This window comes from Shewanella hafniensis (assembly GCF_019655335.1).
GTDB classification, from domain to species: domain Bacteria; phylum Pseudomonadota; class Gammaproteobacteria; order Enterobacterales; family Shewanellaceae; genus Shewanella; species Shewanella hafniensis.
This window is the reverse complement of record NZ_BPFD01000013.1, coordinates 1-19,107: the sequence shown is the minus strand read 5'-3', so window position 1 is coordinate 19,107 and position 19,107 is coordinate 1. Positions and strand designations below refer to the sequence as shown.

Genomic DNA, 19,107 nt, shown 5'->3' with positions numbered 1-19,107 from the left:
ACTAAAATTTTCCTCGAAATACAGCGGTTTTAGTAATAAACTTCGCGCGATGATCCAGATCACACTAATTTTCCTGAGATCGTTAAGCCGAAGCATCCAAATAATGAAAAAAGCGCTGCCATAGACGCTTAAGGAAACAGCAACATGGCCTTGAAAGATGCAATGCCTTCAGTACTACTTGAAAATGTAGTCAGTTTAATTCACGCTAAAGTCCCTAATTCACAAGCCAAGCAAGTTGAACAGTTCGCCACCTGCCTTTATGCCCACATGTCGAAAGACGATCTCAATGCGCGTAATGACAGTGATTTATACGGTGCGGTTCTCAGTTTATGGAACGCCCTGAACAAGACGCCAAAAGGTAGCACTCACCTACGAGTGTTCAACCCTAGCCAGGCCAAACACGGCTGGCAATCTACCCACTCGATCATTGAAGTTATCCAACCTGACATGCCATTCTTGGTAGATTCAGTTGGTATGGCATTGAATCGTATGGGTATTACTGCTCATATGATGTTACACACTCCGCTGGCCATTGAGCGTTCAGATAGCGGTGTGACCAATGTGACTTATCTGAATCAGAGCCCTGAAAGCACTGAGCATGTCGCCGTATTCTTGATTGAAATTGACCGTCAAAGCAGCACTGTTGATATCAAAGCATTAGAGCGCGAAATTCAGTCTGTGCTTGCCGATGTTGCATCATCAGTTAACGACTGGGAAGCCATGTCGGCCAAGTTGAGTGATACGATTAAAGAATTGCCAAAACGTCCGTTCCCGGGCGATAAGCAAGAGTTAGAAGAAGCGATTAACTTCCTAACTTACTTGAATAATCATCACTTTACGCTGTTAGGTTACCGCCAATACGATTTGAATCGTGTCGAAGGTGACGTTGAACTCGTGCCTAATATCGCCTCTAGTTTAGGTTTGATGAACAAGCACACTAAAGCGCAACCTGAGCAAGGTTTGTTATTATCTAGCTTCTCCGATAGCGCCCGCAAAGAAGCCTTAGATCACAGCTTGTTGATCCTCACTAAGAGCAGTGCCAAGAGCCGTGTACATCGCCCAGCTTATGTCGATTATATCGGTATCAAGCGTTTCGATAAGAAAGGCAATGTGGTTGGTGAAGATAGATTTATCGGTTTGTATGCGTCAAACGTGTATAACCGCAGCCCACGTGAAATCCCACTGCTGAACGAAAAAGTCCAGCGTGTGTTAGACCGTTCAGGCTTAACCCCACGTTCACACGACTATAAAGCCCTGCTAAACATTCTTGAGAATTTACCTCGTGACGAGCTAATTCAAGCCAATGTTGATGATTTAGCGCACACGGCACATGGCGTGTTGGAAATGCAAGACAGAGACAAGCTAAAACTCTTTGTGCGCAAAGATGGCTTTGGCCGTTTCTTATCCTGTTTAGTGTACGTGTCTAAGGATCGTTACAACACTAAACTTCGCCAAGATACTCAACGTATTCTGGCGCAGCATTTCAATAGTAAAGAAGATGTAGAGTTTACGACTTATTTCTCCGAGTCGACGCTAGCCCGCACTCACTACATAGTCAAAGTTGATAACAATAATATGGATGTAGATGTGGCTGCCATAGAGAACAACTTAATAGAAGCGGCACGTTCGTGGGAAGATAAGTTAAGCACTGCGCTTAACAGTGCACTCGGTGAAGAAGCCGGCACTCATCTGACTAAGCGTTATTTCAACGCGTTTGAGCAAAGCTATAAAGAAGACGTATTGCCAAGCTCTGCCGTCGTTGACATGCAACAGCTCGAAGCGCTGGATGACGAACACAAGCTCGGCATGTTGTTCTATCAACCGCAGGAAGCGGCGCTGAACGACAATAAAGTGCGTTTAAAGCTATTCCATAAAGATGAGCCAATTCATCTTTCTGATGTGCTGCCAATGCTGGAAAACTTTGGTCTGCGGGTGATCAACGAGCGCCCCTATGAGGTCACGACCTCAGACGGTTCAACTTTCTGGATCTTAGACTTCTTGATGACTGTCAAAGTGGTTAACACAGACAACATCGCCGATAGCCAAGACAGATTCCAAACCGCACTGTCACAAGTGTGGCAAAAGAAGTTAGAAGATGACGGTTTCAACCGCATTATTCTAGCGTCTGGCTTAACGGGCCGTGAAGTCTCGGTATTGCGCGCGTATGCTAAATACATGCGTCAAATCGATGCGACGTTCAGTCAGTCTTATATCGAAGAAACCTTCGGTCGTTACCCACAAATTGCTGATTTGTTGGTGAAGATGTTTATCCGTAAGTTCAATCCAAAACTCAAGACCCGTACGCTGGGCAAGTTTATGGAACAAATCAATTTACGTTTAGACGAAGTGTCTAGCTTAGATGATGACCGTATTATTCGTCGTTATTTAGACCTGATTAACGCTACTCTGCGTACCAACTTCTACCAACAGGATGCTAAAGGCGAATCTAAGAGTTATATCTCGTTTAAATTCATGCCTTCACTGATCCCTGAAATGCCACGCCCACTGCCGAAATTCGAAATCTTCGTTTATTCGCCTCGGGTTGAAGGTGTGCATTTACGTTACGGTAAAGTGGCCCGTGGTGGTCTGCGTTGGTCAGATCGTCGTGAAGACTTCCGTACTGAAGTATTAGGTCTGGTAAAAGCACAGCAAGTGAAAAACACTGTGATCGTGCCTGTGGGTGCTAAAGGTGGCTTTGTTTGTAAACAATTGCCAACCGAAGGCGGCCGTGAAGCTTTCTTCACTGAAGGTCAAGAATGCTACCGCATCTTTATCCGTGCCTTGCTCGATATTACCGATAACATTTTGAACGGTGAAATCGTCCACCCAGTGGATGTGGTTCGTCACGATGAAGATGACCCATATCTTGTGGTTGCAGCCGATAAAGGTACAGCGACATTCTCTGATATCGCGAACTCGATTTCTCTCGAATATAACTTCTGGCTCGGTGATGCATTCGCATCGGGTGGCAGTAACGGTTATGACCATAAGAAAATGGGTATCACGGCTAAAGGCGGCTGGGAATCTGTTAAGCGTCATTTCCGCGAAGTCGGTATTGATTGCCAAACCACAGACTTTACCTGTTTAGGTATAGGTGACATGGCGGGCGACGTATTCGGTAACGGTATGTTGTTGTCTAAGCACACTAAACTGGTTGCAGCCTTTAACCACATGCATATCTTTATCGATCCAAATCCGGATACGGCATTAAGTTATGATGAACGGGCGCGTTTATTCGCTCTACCACGTTCAAGCTGGGAAGATTACAACAGCAAGTTGATTTCTAAAGGTGGCGGTATTTTCCTACGTTCATCTAAATCCATTCCATTATCGGCAGAAATTAAGCAAATGTTGGCCACAGAGAAAACCTCTATGACCCCAACTGAGCTGATGAAAGAACTGTTGAAAATGCCAGTGGATTTGATCTGGAACGGTGGTATCGGTACCTATGTGAAATCTGCACGCGAAACCCATGCTGAAGTCGGCGATCGCGCCAACGATGCATTGCGTGTCAACGGTGGCGAACTGCGCGCTAAGATAGTCGGCGAGGGCGGTAACTTAGGTTGTACTCAGTTAGGTCGTATTGAATATGCGTCTAACGGCGGCCGTATCAACACTGACTTCGTGGATAACGTGGGTGGTGTGGACTGTTCAGATAACGAAGTGAACATCAAGATTTTGCTGAACGCCATGGTAACTGAAGGTGAACTGACGCTTAAGCAGCGTAACCGTTTACTGGAAGAAATGACTGAAGAAGTCGGCCAGATCGTACTGCAAGATTGTAAAGATCAAACCCGTACTATCTCTGTAACTCAAGTACGTGGTGCTGAGCAGTTAAAAGAGCAGATCCGCTTTATCCAGTATCTGGAAAAAGAAGGCAAGTTAGACAGAGCCTTAGAGTTCTTACCGTCTGACGATGAACTAGCTGAGCGTTTAGCCAGTGGTCGTGCATTGACGCGTCCTGAGCTATCAGTACTGGTTGCCTATGCGAAGATGGTGCTGAAAGAGCAATTAGTGACGCCAGAAATCACTGAAGATACGCTGTTAAGCCAATTGCTTATCGCCTATTTCCCGAAAAAACTTCAGGAAAAATACAGCGACAAAATGGCAACCCATCCACTGCGCGGCGAAATCATTGCGACCTCACTCGCCAATGAACTCGTTAACGACATGGGCTTGAATTTTGTTCAACGTATGCAAGATGAGACTGGTGCCTCAGTTGCTGACGCGGCAATTTGTTACACTATGGCCCGCGAAGTATTTGGTTTAGCTGAATTAACTAAATCGATCACTGACTTAAACGGCATAGTTCCGGCTGTGGTTCAAGGTGAAATGCTGCATCAGTTACGCCGTAATATGCGCCGTGCTAGCCGCTGGTTCCTGCGTCACCGTAACCGTAATGGCAGCATTGAACAAACTGTTGCTTTCTTCAAACCAGTATTTGAACAAATTAAAGATAATGTTCATTTATATCTGGTCGAAGAAGAAGCTAAAGGTATCCAATCTGAGATCAATGCTTTGGTCAAAGAAAACGTACCACAAGCTGTGGCAACCGTTGTGGCTAACATGAGCACCTTGTTCTCTGCCCTAGACATTGCCCAAATTGCCCAAACAGAAGATAAGTCAGTAGCGCTAGTGGCTGAAACTTACTTCAAACTCGGCGCCCGCGTTGAGCTGCACTGGTTCTTAGAACAGATCAGCGCTCAACCTGTGGCTAACCATTGGCAAGCGCTAGCTCGCGCCGCCTTTAGGGAAGAGTTGGATTGGCAACAACGTGCATTAAGTTCAGTGGTACTAAGAACCTGCAGTGCAACCTGTGATGCCGAAAGTGTGATTTCTCAGTGGATTGAGATCAATCAAGGCTTATTGGAAAGATGGTTCCATATGCTAGCTGACTTTAAAACGTCGCAAATCCATGAGTTTGCTAAGTTCTCTGTCGCCCTACGTGAACTTAACCTTCTGATCCTTCATTGCGAAGGCCAAAAGTAAACTTATTATAACAATCAGAAGCCCTGGCGATCGCCGGGGCTTTTTTTAGGTCGAGGAAAGTACATGTTTTATAAAATCGCACAGAAAGTCATGTTTCAGATGGATCCTGAGCGAGCTCACCATCTTGCTATAGGCAGTCTAAAAATGACCGCCAATAGCCCGTTAACGTGTCTATACGGACAAACGATTGCACCGGCTCCCGTGAGCGTTATGGGACTGACTTTTCCTAACCCAGTGGGACTCGCTGCGGGTATGGACAAGGACGGCGAATCGATTGATGCCTTTCATGCGATGGGATTTGGTCATGTTGAAGTGGGCACTGTGACCCCAAGACCACAACCAGGTAACGATTTACCCCGTCTATTTAGATTAAAGCCTGCCAAAGGCATTATTAATCGCATGGGGTTTAATAATAAAGGTGTCGATAATCTGGTCAAAAATTTGATCGCTAAAAAGACCGACATTATGGTTGGTGTCAATATTGGTAAAAATAAAGACACCCCAGTAGAACAAGGTAAAGACGATTATTTGATCTGTATGGATAAAGTTTATCTCCATGCGGCTTATATTGCGGTGAATATTTCATCACCCAATACCCCAGGATTGCGATCGCTACAATATGGCGATCTATTAGATGAATTATTGAGCGCAATTAAAACTAAGCAACTTGAGCTGGCCGAAAAGCATAAAAAATACGTGCCCATCGCGCTTAAAATTGCCCCAGATTTAACCATCGAAGAAATTGAAAATATCGCAGAGGCGCTGATTAAAAACAAATTTGATGGCGCAATTGCGACTAATACTACCTTAACGCGTGATGGTGTTAGCGGTCTTGCTAATGCCAATGAAAGTGGCGGCTTAAGCGGTAAACCTTTGACAGAACTGTCTACTAAAGTGATCAAGCAGCTAGCTATGTGCTTGAAAGGGCAGATCCCGATCATCGGTGTGGGCGGTATTAATAGCGCTGAAGATGCCTTAGCCAAATTTGATGCGGGCGCGACTATGGTTCAGATTTATTCAGGTTTTATTTATCAAGGTCCGAAGTTAATTAAAGAAATAGTGAATGCATACCGCTTGAAATAATGATCTTAGGATTAATATAACGATCTAAAATAAGATCTTATTCTTTAACAGCGATCTAAAACGATCCTTAGATCGCTGTTAAGATCTTACAATAGATCGACTAAGTAACTGTTAAATAATTTGTATTTTATTATTTTTATTTTGATATTGGATAAAATATCTACTATTATGTCCCAGTGTTCAAATATTGGGTCACCGTTATGTTATTAATGCCGCAAAAAGATTGGCAATGGAAATATAACGATTCGTATGGTGTATTAGGCGTATCGTTAGGTTCCGAGATAGAATTTCTGACGTCTTATAAAGCAAAATTACTCATTCCAGATGCCTTATCAAGCATGGAATTTAATATTGCGCACGCCAAATTCTATATGAGCTTACTCGATAGATTGCCTAAAACCCTATCTTTGTCCGATGCCGCTATTGTTCAAATTGCGCTCAATGCCACCGCAGCCCATTTTATGCTGACACCACAAATGCCTAAATCATGGTTTTTTGATACCAGTGATGTCTGTGTGTATAGCGATGTAGGTAAAGTCTTTGAGCTTAAATGCCAAAAGCAAAGAGTGCTCGCCCTCGTGGTTGAAAATACCCTACAGTCCGCGCTAGTGATGTTATTGTCACCTGAATGTGTTTTGTCGGGTGCGAAAACCATGGTGCAGTTTGAAACCATCAAAGTGATGCATAATCGCTTACACCCACTGCGCGCGCAGCGCCACGTGGTTGCGGCATAATGTGGTTGTAGACAATAGTCATCATTGGTTTTTAATCTCTACCATTAGCCATTCATCACGATTGCTTTTGATATTAACCACTTGCCGATAATTCGCTCAAATCCCCATGGCGTTAGTGCGTTATCCGTACTCTTTTCTGCTAAGAAAGCCTTTTCCTAAAATTAGTCACGTGAATCTTCGACACCTTTCTATTTAATGCTACCCAATGATAATTCGTGAGGTCTTACTACTCTCAACTCGGCTCAGATTTTTCTATCAAATAGAAGGAAAGTGACGAGGCCAAGAAGTACGCAGAGCAGTTTGGTGAGCACAATATTCCGCCATGGGTTGCCAGCATCATAAAGTGAACTGATTCCTTACTGATTATAAGCTCACTTGATCCACAGAGATCGGTTTGCCATGGCATTTACTCGGCGACTCGCAGCTAGTCCATCCTTGGATGCTCGACCGCCCCGTCCATGGGGCGGACGGTCGTCTCGCCAATCACAATGGCGCACCTTTTTGGCATTTGCGTAGTCTGGAGGTTCAAAAGGCGAGAGTTTGTATTAGACGACGGTTTTAAATTTTCGTTTTTTCAATGGATAATATCGAGCAAGAATATCGCTTTGTTGTTTATGGCAAAGTTAATGTATTAATAATACTATTTTTGGGTATTCGTTAATTTACATACCGTGCTAATCAGTTTCTCGTATATAAAGTCTCAGTTTCTTCTACATAACAAAGTGATTGAAAAATCATCGGAATAGATGCTAAGTTGCTGTCCTATTTAAATTATTTATTCGGAATGTTCGAAACCTAGCTATTTCTTGCTAGGTTTTTACGAGGAGTCTGGGTAATAAATTGTTATCTGCTTGGTGGTAAGATGGAATATAACGAAGTCAAAAGTAGCGAGATTCCGATAGACTTACTGCTCGAAGCTGATCCTTCAGAAGCTAGCATTACAACGTATTTATCTGACTCTTGGTGTTTTACTGCGTCAGATAAAGGCCAAATACTTGGTGTTTGCGCCGTTAAATCTCAACATTCGACTCTTGCTGAGATCTACAATGTTTCTGTATATCCAGAGCATCAAGGCCGTGGTATAGGCTCTGAATTATTGAAATTCGCTCTAGCTAATTTACCGATGAAAGGCATAAAAAGGGTTGAGCTTGGTACAGGCACATTTGGCTATCAACTGACATATTATCAACGTCTTGGCTTTCGCGTTGAGTCAGTGGTAAAGGACTATTTTCTACTCAACTATCCTGAACCTATTTTTGAAAATAGCATCCAGCATAAAGACATGTTAAGGCTTTACATTCAGATTTAGTTACGTAGATGACACACGCTTGAGAGAGACTGTCAACGTGTGGCGTTTTCAGTTCAAATTGGATGTTGTGTTTGAATGAGGTTACCCGATCCGATGAGCAGGATGGATTTGTCGATGTGATTAAGTACAATCACGTAAGTGATCGTTTTTGACGTAGATGTCACGGATAATTTAATAAGACACCCATTGTTAAATTTGGTTACCAGTATACGCAGGAGTTGATGAGATTAAGCACCGTCATGGAAGTGACCGTCCGTGGCAGGGATGTCATGGTCGAGCCTACTAGGTAACAGGACGGCGTATCACTGGAATGAGTGTGCATACCACCAACAAAAACGCCTGCAATTGCAGGCGTTTTGTTTATGTCTATTCGTTTTGCTTTTATGCACTAGAGCGCTTTAAAAGCGGATTATTTTTTAATCCATTTGCCTTTGGCATCTTGCACATAGTTGCCTTTATCTGTGGCGGCTATGGCTTTTTCGCCTGCGAGTTTAGCAACGTCGGCTGGGGAGAGTTTGTTCTTCTTGGCGATGGTTTCGTAGTGGGCGCGACGTTTGTTATTTACGTCGTCCATCACGGCTTTGGCTTCGGGATTGGCTTGCACTAATCCTAAGTAGCCGTTGGCTTGTTCGCCTAAATAGCCCTGTGATTTAGCTTCTTGAAGTGACATGGCAAAGGCGCTTAGGCTTAAGAAGCTGAGGGTTAATAGCAATAATAACTTTGTTTTTAGTCGGATTGATTTCATGGTGATTCCTCAATTCTTAATAAATTAGAACAGCTTATCGTCTGACAGGAGTTGATCTAATTCCTTATCCACTTTGATCCGTATCTCGTGTTCAATTTTCACATTAAGATTGATAACGATAGGTTTATCCGGCGGTTCTATTTTTACTGTGGGCGCACAGCCCTGTAATGCGGCGAGTGCGAACAATGCGACAAGCGCGCTGCGGGCACCTAGGCTAACTTGCTGTAATTGAATTATCTTCACTGAGGTTTCCTTGTTACTTCACTGATTTTTCGATTCTGTCCTGCAAGTCATTACCAATTTGCAGACTTCTAAATAATTGCAGCATGTTCTCTTCATGAGAGTAATTCAAGTGAATAGGGCGTTCAACCCCTTGGCTGCGGCCTTTCACTTCGACGAGTAGCTTAGCATCACCGGCTTGGTCCATGTCAAAGCTGCTCGATAATTGACTGTATTGTAAGTGTTCTAGCGTCGAAAAGACAAAGTCTAGGTATGGCTGCGATTGGCGCATCTGCTCAACCGCGGGATTACCCGAGATAGCGATGAGTCCACCAGGCGCACGGGCGGCGAGTTGACCGCCTGTGATCGAGACTTTGCCGTTGACTAAGTCGACGGGTAATACGCCATCGAATATGCCGTCGGCATAGATGCCAATTTGCGGTTGAATGCGCAGAACCTCTTCCAGACTCATGGCCTGCAGCAGCAAATACGCATGCGATTTATCCTGTAATTTCAGATTAAATTCTGGCAGCAGAAACTGGCCGCTGAGTACTTTGCCTTTGGCGGTCATGGAAACATCGGTGTCACTTAAGCCTGTGAGTTGTTGTATCCAATTGTCGGGTAGTTTCTCGGCATCTTTACCAAGGGCGATATCGGCTTCCACTTCGATATCTGTGAGTGGAAAGCCAGGATCAAACAGGTTAAAGGTCATCAGCGTCTGCGGACAATTGAGCTTACTAAGACTGCTAAAATAGCTTTTATCCTGCGGCCTTTTATAAGATTGGCCCCAAGTAAACTCACATTGCGCCTGCAGTTTTCCGCCCTCAAAGGTGGTGTCCTTATAAAAACCTTCGAGTTCTGTCATCGATTGGGTTATTTGCATGGCAAATTGGATCTGATCGCGCCTTTGCGTTAGGTTAAACTGCGCCTGTATTTGGTTATGGCCCGTGACATTAAGCTCAGCAGGCAAGGGCTGGGTTTGATTGAGCAAGGACAGCGCCTCGGTCATGCTAGTGTCGACAACCCATTGACCCGTCAGCACGAAAGGCTTGTTCGCAGTGGCAAGGTTTAGCTTGTGTTGGCTTTGCAGCTCAACAGTGCCCACTTGCCAGTGTTCATCACCAAAGAGCGTGTTATTTTTCCAATTTAAGCTTTGTGCCAGCGTTAACTTGTCCAGCTTAAGTACGGTTTCTTTACGGCTGCGGCCTTTGCTGCTGAGCTGTTTTTCGATATTTAGCTGGCTGGCTTGCCATGCGAGTTGATTACGCCAAGTGGTAGCGAGCAGCGAGTCGAATAGCGCTTCGATATCGGGTTTAAGCTCAAATGACATGGCTTTTTGTAATGCAATCGAGAAACGGCCCGCGCTCATATCGGTTTTAGTTATGATGCTAGTGTTCGGATTTTTATCTGCACTTTTGTCAGTGCTAGCTTCTGTCACTTTCGTTTCAACAGCAGTTGTTTCAGCCTTTTTTGTATCAACAGCAGCCGTTTCAGTAACAACCGTCTGTGTGGTTTGCGAAAAATGCAGCTGGTCCAGTGACAAGTTCAAAGGCGGTAAGGCCAGTGTTAATTGGTGTGCAGTATCGGACGCGGGTACTGAAGTTTGTGCTGAGCTGGTATTTGAGTTGCGCTGCGATCTGACGGTAAGCGGCGCAAGGGCGTTTATTGTGATACTGCCAAGGCTCATATCGGTATGTTTAGCCGCATTGTTATCTTGAGCGCTGAGTTGTTTAAGCTCGCCCACAGTGAATTGCAGTGTGTCGCCGGCATTTTGCTGTGCTCGGGCTGTAGCGTCGATAGGCGTGGTAATGAATTGCCAGTCGGTTGAACTAGGCGTTTGATTAAAACTCAATTTGCCCGCAGTGGTTAACTGGCTACTATTCCAGCTGAGATCTTGGGGAGTATTCGCCCACAATTCAGATAACTGTAGTGAGCTGGTTTGCTTAGCGTTAAGGTGCCAATCTGTGTTAATTGAGAGCGCTTCGGCGGATTTTTCCACTTCAATATTGGCTAATTCGACTTGGGTATCGAGTTTACTGCCTAAGGTTTTAAGCTGAACTTTGGGAAGCTTGAAGCTAAGCGGCTTATTTTCAAGTGGATCATTCTTAAGCGGTTGGCTCTGTGTATCCTGCTGAATTTGAGTCAGCGGATAATGCAGGGCTTCAGCCAATGTCAGCGATATTCCTACCGGTGCATCTGTGCTTTTGAGCCCTGACAGCAGCTTAGCGATTTGACTCGCTGTTTGACTTGCAACTTGATTAGACACTTGCTCCGAAGCGGGCTTGGCTGCCGATTGGGACAAAGATTGAGATAATGGCTGAGTTAAAGGTTTAGCCAGCGTCTTATCAAGTAGCTGCATCAATCGCTGTTGCTGCTCTGTATTTGGACTCAGCGCTAAGCTAAAGGGCTCAAGGCTTAGGTCAAGTTCGGCTAAATGTCCGGCAATCTTAAATGCTAACTTAGGTTTTGACCCAAGCTCGGGTTTTGGCGCAAGTTCTAACGCCGCCAACCGATTAAAAGTCAGCTTAGGATCAATTAGCTGGTGCTGACTGATAAGCTCGCCCGAGGTCAATGTGATACGGCTGTCGGACACTAATTGACCTTGTAGATCAATCGCTAACGCCTGCCACTCTTTATCAAGTTCCGTTAACGGACTCAGTACACGGTATTGCGCTTGCCTCAGGCTGATTTGATGCAAGCTCGCAAGCAGCGGCGCGAGTGCAATTTGACTTGCCAGTTGCCACTGTTGGGCTGCGAGTGTGGCTTTGAGTTTGGCGATGCTTTCACCTTCGTGGCTAAACTCGCTGTTGATTTCCCCCGCGCCGTTAAGGCTCAACTTATCCATCACCAAACGATAGGCGGGTAAATCATTTTGGGTGTCGAAATGGTGGGCGTTGAGAATAAGGCTGGTTTTGCCGATATCGATAAGGGGTAATGATTTGATATCTAAGGCCAAGGCGGGGCCTTGTTCATCGATGGCATTTCGATTGGGTAAAAATAGCGATTCTCCTAACTCGACTTCAATATCACCTGTGGAGATTTGGGTGATTTTTTGAGTGAGGTAAGCGATTTGGCTGAACTGTTTCAGTTCGGCAAAGCTCTGCGGCCAATCAAGTTTTAGCTGAATATTCAGGTTATTCAGCCTAATATGGCTGTCATGCACCCTAAGATTGGCAGAGGTAATGCGCCAATGTTCTAACTCACTTTTCCCTAACTCAATGTCAATCAGTTCGCTGTCCATGCCTACGAGAGCAAAATTTGCCGCCTGCATGATCAGTTTTTCAGCCTGAGAATTCACAATCCACACGGTTAACGCCACGCCTGCCAAAATGCCCGTTAAGCTGGTCGCCAATAAGGTCTTTTTTAGGGGAAATTTTCGGGGATTCGGCTTGTTGTGGATTGGCATTGGGTTCGACTTCTATCCTTATTCACTGAGCCCTGATTAAACTTGTACCTTAGCAGCGCAAAAATACACTAAGCAGTATTTATATAGGCACTTTAGCTTAGGAGCTATCGTTTCGAGCTATCGCGTTTCGAGTTATCGCAGTGCGCATGAGCATCAGAGGCAGTTTAACACTCAAGGGCTTAGCTGACTAATGTGAAAGGATCATCGAATAGACATGAGCCTGCTGTCAATAGTTGAAGTTTTACAGGCTCTTGTACCTAATCTTTTATTCGAGCTAGCTAACTTTTAGTTAACTCACTCTTGTTGAGTGAATTGGCGTTAGCTAAACATCTGCGCGGCAATCACCACGATTCCGCAAAGTGTGGCGAGCAGTAGGGCAAACTTACCGCCCGCGACCCGATATCCCGTCGGCAGATTGGCAGCATCTCGCATCTTGCGCTGTGTCCACACCATGGCCACGGGTAAAAAGATGGCGAGGATCACCAGTGCAATCGCCGCGTAGCCCAGGGCTGTTATAAAACCTTGTGGGTAGAAAAGCGCAAAACCTAAGGGCGGCAAAAAGGTGATGGCAGCGGTCAGACTACGGCCAGAAAAGTTATCCTCTCGTCTTAAGGTCGAGGCCATAAAATCAAACAAGCCTAAACTCACCCCTAAAAACGAAGTCGCAAGGGCGAGATCGGCAAACAAACTGATCGCGCTGCTTAAGTATTCGCTGTGCAGTACGCTCGCCAGTTGATTGATAAAGCTCGATAAACTTTGGTTTTCGAGCAATTGGCTTTGGCTCAGTACGCCTTGGCTACCTATTTGCCACAAAAGGTAAATGACCAGTGGTAAAGCGGAGCCGAGTAGCATGATCCTGCGCAGGGATTTGACCTCAACGCCTAAGTAGCGCACCACTGATGGAATCGAACCGTGGAAACCAAAGGAGGTAAAAATCACCGGAATAGCCGTGATAATTAAACCTTGGTTAAGTGGGAGTTCGAGTAAATGTGGGCTTTCTACCTGCGGCAGTAATAAGGCCAACATAAGCAATAATGCCAATAGCTTAAGCGCAAACAAACCGCGGTTGATAAGGTCCACACAGTGGGTTCCCATGCCCACAATCGCCCCAATCAGCAGGGTAAACAGGATCGCGCCCGCCTGTGGTGGCAAACTTAGCCCTAGCCAAGTGCTCAGCTTTTGGTTCACTTGCTCACCGCCACCGGCTATGTAGGCGGCGCAAAGGGCGTACAGTAAAAACATCAAGGCGCTATTGGCGATCAACTGGCCTTTACGGCCCAATAAGCGTTGCGCCAAGTGATTAAGGCTGGCATCGCTGGGGGCGAATTGATGGATTTCCACCATTAGCAGTGCCGTGTAGGCCATTAGCGCCCATAGGATCAACATGATGGCGGAGGACGTACCAAAACCAAGTCCCGCCGAAGCGATAGGCAAAGCCAGCATACCCGCGCCGATTGTGGTGCCTGCGATAAGCAGCAAACTGCCGAAAATTTTATTCTGTGTCATAACATGATCTCAAAAGCGTGTTGCAAGAAAATGAGCTAAAGATTTGATCCTAAAGCAACTGTCTTAAAGGATTTTGATGCGCTTCAAGCACAAAATGATTTAAGCAAATGAGACAGTGGCGCTCAGCGGATCCGAAAGGATATGGCCACAATGGAAGGTCAGGCGAGGTGCCTTTATACCCAAACAACCTGAAGATGCAGGATTCAGCGGGAGTTTAACGCACTTTAGGCAAGGCGGTTATTTGCAGACCTAGCGGGCTAAGTTAAAAATAACCAACACCGCATAAAGTGCGTTAAAACCCGCCGGGACGGAGCGTCTAGGGTACTCCACTCCCGTGTTGCATCAATTCAAAAGGTGGTCGACATTCTGTCATTGATGCGCCTTGAATTGAAGCCCCCTAGGCGCTCTGAAACTCGTATCTTCAGGTAGCTTGGGTATATCCATTGCGGCTACAGATAGGGAGTATAAAATGCTGTGAAACACATAAAACTTGCCTTAGCGTGTGTTGAGTAAAAACGGATAAGTGTTTTTATGCCTTGCCTTAATAACCTAACGGCAACGGAGGCTACCATAGGGAGTTGAGGTGTACTTGTCAACCATTACAACAGTATTTTGTTTGTTTTTTGTCATGTGACTAAGCTGAAAGACATACCTAACTCACACTGAGTTTATGGTTAACGAGGGGGAAGAAAGAGGAGTTCGCCACGTTTATCGCGTGATAAAAAATGCCGCAGACTTGGCTTAAGTGTGCGGCATTTCTTGATGTAAGCGACTAGCTTGAAATCAGAAACAGTAAGCTGTTTATGCTTTGCTCTGCAGCGCCTTTTCATGTCTTGCCAGCAAGTTTGCTGTAATGTCACTGAGGCTTAAGTTTTGATCTTCAAGCAATACCAGCAAGTGATAGATAAGATCTGAGGCTTCATTAACTAGCTCTTCCTTATCGTGGGTCGCCGCGGCAAGGGCGGTTTCAAGACCTTCTTCCCCGACCTTTTGGGCGATACGTTTAGTGCCGCGCGCAAATAAAGACGCTGTATAGCTTGAATCGGCACTTTGCCCTTTACGCGAGGTGATTAAGCTGGCGAGATTGTTCAAGAAAGGGTGTGCATTGTCATCTAACCAGCAACTTTCGGTGCCTTTGTGGCAGGTTGGGCCGTTGGGGATCACTTGAACTAACAGGCTGTCGTTATCGCAGTCTTTATCGATAGCCACCAACCTTAGCGTATTGCCCGAGGTTTCACCCTTAGTCCATAAACGCTGTTTTGAGCGGCTAAAAAAGGTCACATCACCTGTGCTCAAGGTTTTTTCCAACGCGGCCTTATCCATGTAACCGAGCATTAATACCTTGCCCGATAGGTGATTTTGGATAACGGCAGGAATAAGCCCATCCTGTTTGTCCCAATCCAGCTCATTAACTTGAACAGGGCTAAAATCCGACTGTGTGTTTGTTTGCGTTGACATAGTGTTCACTCTTAATCTGTTTGTAGAACCTAGAACCTAGAACCTAGAACCTAGAACCTAGAACCTAGAACCTAGAACCTAGAACCTAGAACCTAGAACCGCTCTAGCGTCTAATCGCGATCCCTTCGGCCGCTAAATAGGCTTTTAATTCACCAATGTTGATAATCGCCTTGTGGAATACGCTCGCTGCCAGCGCGGCATCGACCTTGGCTTCCATAAATACATCGCGAAAATGCGCCATAGTGCCAGCACCGCCCGAGGCAATTAACGGCACGTCGCAGATAGCACGAACAAGACTTAACTGCTTGATATCATAGCCGCCGCGCACGCCGTCTTGGTTCATCACATTGAGCACGATTTCACCACAACCCCGTTTTTGCACTTCTTCAACCCAGTCTTGGGTAAACCACGCCGTATCTTTAGTCGCCGCCTCATCGCCGGTAAATTGCTTGACCTTATAACTGTTGCTGGTGGCATCGAAAAAGGAGTCGATGCCAATCACGATACACTGGCGGCCAAACTCGTCCTGCAGGCGTGAGATCAAACTCGGATCGGTTAAGGCGGGCGAGTTAATCGAAATCTTATCCGCCCCAAAGGCTAATAATTCACGGGCTTGGCTAATGGTTTTAATGCCTCCCGCCACGCAGAAGGGAATATCAATCTGCTCCGCCACGCGGCTCACCCAAGATTTATCGACCACACGTTCGTGGGCGCTGGCGGTAATGTCATAAAATACTAGCTCATCGGCGCCTTCTTCGGCATAACGCGCGGCTAAGGGCACTATATCGCCGACAATTTCGTGGTTACGAAACTGCACGCCTTTCACTACTTTACCGTCTTTTACATCTAAACAGGGGATTAGTCGTTTGGCCAGCATTGGATTGCCTCCGCTACGTTAAACTGATTGATAAGCAAGGCTTTACCGATAATGATGCCCGCAGCGCCGCTGTCACGCACGGCGGCAACATCCTCAAGGGTCGCAATACCGCCGGAGGCTTGCCAAGCGATGTCGGGGAAGCTGGCTGCAATTTCTTGATAAAGCGCTGTATTCGCGCCCGTTAAGGTGCCGTCCCGGCTAATGTCAGTGACCAGCGCATGCTTTAAACCGACCGCGCTAAAGGTTTCTACAAGGGATTCTAAACTCTTACCGCCGCCACTTTGCCAACCGGATACGGCGACCATTTTCTCTCCGCTCTGGTTGATATTGACATCGAGCGCGAGGCAAATGGCTTCGCTACCGTATTTGATAAACCACTCTTTAACTAACTCAGGTTCTTTTACCGCGAGGGAGCCAATCACCACACGTTTTACGCCGATAGCTAATAATTCAGTGACTTGCTCTTCTGTACGAATACCGCCGCCCACTTGAATATTAGCGTTTAGTCCCGCTACGAGTTCACCGATAAGGCGAGTTTGGCGTTTAGCGGGATCTTTCGCGCCGGTTAAATCAACGATATGCAACCACTTCGCGCCTTGGGCTTCGTAGGATTGCAGCTGCGCCAAAGGACTTAAATCAAAGGTGGTCTGCTGGCCGTAATCGCCTTGATAAAGGCGGACGACATTGCCATCAATTAAATCGATCGCAGGGATTATCATAAGCTCACATCCTCGATTGATTTATCTATAACCAATTTATTCATAACAACTTTTATATTGAGTAATTTATTCATTGGTCTGCCTTCTTTACACCAGATTGGCCATCAGCAGAGTTGCTTTGCAGCGCGTTGTTCATCAGCGCTTCATCCATCAATAAAAAGTTACGCAGAATTTGCGCGCCCACGGCGGCACTTTTTTCGGGGTGGAACTGCACGCCCATAAAGTTGCCTTTGCCAATGGCGGCGCTAAAACCTTCGCCATAGGAACATTCGGCTAAGGTAAATTCACTCAGCGGCGCGCGGTAACTGTGGACGAAATACACATAACTGCCATCTTCAATACCCGCAAATAGCGGATGAACGCTAGGGCTGTTGGCGCCTTGTGATTTGGTCGTGAGCTTAAGTTGGTTCCAGCCGATGTGCGGTAAAGGCAAGCCTTCAGCTTTGAGTAACTGCGTATCCAGCTCGCAAATGTCGGTCGGGATTATGCCTAAGCATTCGCAATCTTGACCTTTGCCGCCGCGCTCCTTAGAAATCGCCGCGAGCATTTGCATGCCAAGGCACACGCCCAGCACAGGTTGAGTTAGGCCTTGAATGAGTTCGACCAAGCCTTTTTCATGTAAGGACGCCATGGCGGCACCCGCTGTGCCCACACCCGGCAGCACCACACGTTTTGCCGCTTTGATTTTGGCTTTATCGTCTGTGACCAATACCTTAGCGCCTAAACGCTCGAAGGCGAAACGTACTGAGTTTAAATTGGCGCAGCCCGTGTCTATGATCACGGTTTCAGCATCTGGTGATTCATTTGCTGTTAATTGCGGGCTAGTTGTTAATTGCCGGCCAGCTATTAATAGAGTGTCTTGTTGCATCTTAACCTCTTAAACGATTTATGCTGCTGCCTTAAAGTACGCCTTTGCTCGATGGCAGAATATCGCCTTCGACTTTCACCGCTTGGCGTAGCGCACGGCCGAGCACTTTAAACAGGGCTTCAACTTTGTGGTGATCGTTATCGCCCTGCGTTGACACATGCAGCGTACAGCGCAGGCCATCGGCAAAGGAGCGGAAGAAGTGCGGCACCATTTCAGTGGCCATTTCGCCGACGTGCTCGCGCTCAAAATCGGCCGAGAACTTGATAAAAGGACGACCAGAGATATCCAGCAGACATTCACCCTTGGCTTCATCCATCGGCAGACTAAAGCCGAAACGGGCAATACCGCGTTTGTCACCGAGCGCTTGGCGCAGGGCATCACCTATGGCTAGCGCCGTGTCTTCGACGCTGTGGTGATCGTCGATTTCTAAATCGCCATCGACTTTCACATCCATTCTAAAATTACCGTGGGTGGCAATTTGATCGAGCATGTGGTCGAAAAAGCCAATGCCAGTGTCGATTTTGCCTTTGACTGAACTGTCAAGATCAACAGTTACGCGGATATCAGTTTCTTTGGTGGTACGCACAACAGTAGCGGTGCGGCCTTTACTCAGCAGTGCATCGGCGATGGCGTTCCAGCCCAAGGTGTCGCGTTGATATTTCAGGCTTTTAATGCCCATGGCATTGCCGAGTTCCACATCGGTTTCGCGATCGCCAATCACCGCCGATTGGGTAAAATCGATGCAGCCTTGGGTGAGATAGTCTTTTACTAGCCCAAGCTTAGGTTTACGGCAGCTGCAATTTTCATCATTAAAGTGCGGGCAAATCACCACATCTTCGAAGTTTACCCCTTGGCTTTTGAGGATTTGCATCATCATATTGTGGGGCGCGTCGAAATCTTCCTGCGGGAAAGACGGTGTGCCAAGGCCGTCTTGATTGCTGACCATGACTAAACGAAATCCCGCCTTTTGCAGACGTAGCAAAGCGGGGATCACCTGTGGCTCAAACACTAATTTCGCCAGACTATCGACCTGTTTGTCGGTGACGGGTTCTTCAATCAAGGTGCCATCGCGGTCGATAAACAGAATTTTTTGTGCAACGTTCGGGATAAATTGTGGGTTCATGGCTCTACCTTCAAATTCAATTCGTTTAGCTAATGCTTAAGCTGATGTTACCTTCAGCGCAGCATTAGCAT

13 protein-coding genes are annotated in these 19,107 nt (G+C 46.2%); 4 read left to right on the top strand and 9 right to left on the bottom strand.

Annotated features, from left to right (window positions below; translation table 11 throughout):
* The first annotated feature begins 144 nt into the window (after positions 1-144).
* From K5Q99_RS06065 to K5Q99_RS06050, 4 genes are all read left to right on the top strand, one after another.
* A complete protein-coding gene (locus K5Q99_RS06065) occupies positions 145-4,989 on the top strand; it encodes an NAD-glutamate dehydrogenase (protein ID WP_220776346.1) in 4,845 nt (1,614 codons plus the stop codon).
* A 63-nt stretch (positions 4,990-5,052) separates the two neighbouring features.
* Positions 5,053-6,072, top strand: a complete 1,020-nt coding sequence (pyrD, locus tag K5Q99_RS06060) for a quinone-dependent dihydroorotate dehydrogenase (RefSeq protein ID WP_220776345.1) — start codon at positions 5,053-5,055, stop codon at positions 6,070-6,072.
* Between the two features lie 200 nt (positions 6,073-6,272).
* Positions 6,273-6,806, top strand: coding sequence for a cell division protein ZapC (locus K5Q99_RS06055; protein WP_006081901.1), 534 nt, complete (start codon positions 6,273-6,275; stop codon positions 6,804-6,806).
* Positions 6,807-7,668: 862 nt separating this feature from the next.
* The gene (locus K5Q99_RS06050; protein WP_220776344.1) at positions 7,669-8,115 is read left to right on the top strand and encodes a GNAT family N-acetyltransferase; all 447 of its coding nucleotides are present in this window, start codon (positions 7,669-7,671) and stop codon (positions 8,113-8,115) included.
* 409 nt (positions 8,116-8,524) lie between these two features.
* Here K5Q99_RS06050 and K5Q99_RS06045 read toward each other — a convergent pair whose 3' ends face one another.
* From K5Q99_RS06045 to hisB, 9 genes are all read right to left on the bottom strand, one after another.
* On the bottom strand, positions 8,525-8,860 hold the full coding sequence (locus K5Q99_RS06045) for a YdbL family probable chaperone protein (protein WP_106650697.1): 336 nt from the start codon (positions 8,858-8,860) through the stop codon (positions 8,525-8,527).
* A gap of 24 nt (positions 8,861-8,884) precedes the next feature.
* On the bottom strand, positions 8,885-9,103 hold the full coding sequence (locus K5Q99_RS06040) for a YnbE family lipoprotein (RefSeq protein ID WP_006081898.1): 219 nt from the start codon (positions 9,101-9,103) through the stop codon (positions 8,885-8,887).
* A 13-nt stretch (positions 9,104-9,116) separates the two neighbouring features.
* A complete protein-coding gene (locus tag K5Q99_RS06035) occupies positions 9,117-12,485 on the bottom strand; it encodes an intermembrane phospholipid transport YdbH family protein (protein WP_220776343.1) in 3,369 nt (1,122 codons plus the stop codon).
* A gap of 318 nt (positions 12,486-12,803) precedes the next feature.
* Complete coding sequence (locus K5Q99_RS06030; protein WP_220776342.1) at positions 12,804-13,991, bottom strand: aromatic amino acid transport family protein; 1,188 nt, start codon at positions 13,989-13,991, stop codon at positions 12,804-12,806.
* Between the two features lie 801 nt (positions 13,992-14,792).
* Positions 14,793-15,449: a bifunctional phosphoribosyl-AMP cyclohydrolase/phosphoribosyl-ATP diphosphatase HisIE gene (gene hisIE, locus K5Q99_RS06025; RefSeq protein WP_220776341.1), complete on the bottom strand. Its 657-nt coding sequence runs from the start codon at positions 15,447-15,449 to the stop codon at positions 14,793-14,795.
* A gap of 103 nt (positions 15,450-15,552) precedes the next feature.
* Positions 15,553-16,326, bottom strand: a complete 774-nt coding sequence (gene hisF / locus K5Q99_RS06020; protein ID WP_220776340.1) for an imidazole glycerol phosphate synthase subunit HisF — start codon at positions 16,324-16,326, stop codon at positions 15,553-15,555.
* The gene (gene hisA, locus K5Q99_RS06015; RefSeq protein WP_220776339.1) at positions 16,308-17,045 is read right to left on the bottom strand and encodes a 1-(5-phosphoribosyl)-5-[(5-phosphoribosylamino)methylideneamino]imidazole-4-carboxamide isomerase; all 738 of its coding nucleotides are present in this window, start codon (positions 17,043-17,045) and stop codon (positions 16,308-16,310) included. Before hisA ends, hisF begins: the two co-directional genes overlap by 19 nt.
* Positions 17,046-17,115: 70 nt before the next feature.
* The gene (hisH, locus tag K5Q99_RS06010) at positions 17,116-17,913 is read right to left on the bottom strand and encodes an imidazole glycerol phosphate synthase subunit HisH (RefSeq protein WP_220776338.1); all 798 of its coding nucleotides are present in this window, start codon (positions 17,911-17,913) and stop codon (positions 17,116-17,118) included.
* 31 nt (positions 17,914-17,944) lie between these two features.
* Positions 17,945-19,036 carry a bifunctional histidinol-phosphatase/imidazoleglycerol-phosphate dehydratase HisB gene (gene hisB, locus K5Q99_RS06005; protein ID WP_220776337.1) on the bottom strand — a complete coding sequence of 364 codons (1,092 nt, stop codon included), beginning with the start codon at positions 19,034-19,036 and terminating at the stop codon, positions 17,945-17,947.
* Positions 19,037-19,107 lie beyond the last annotated feature (71 nt).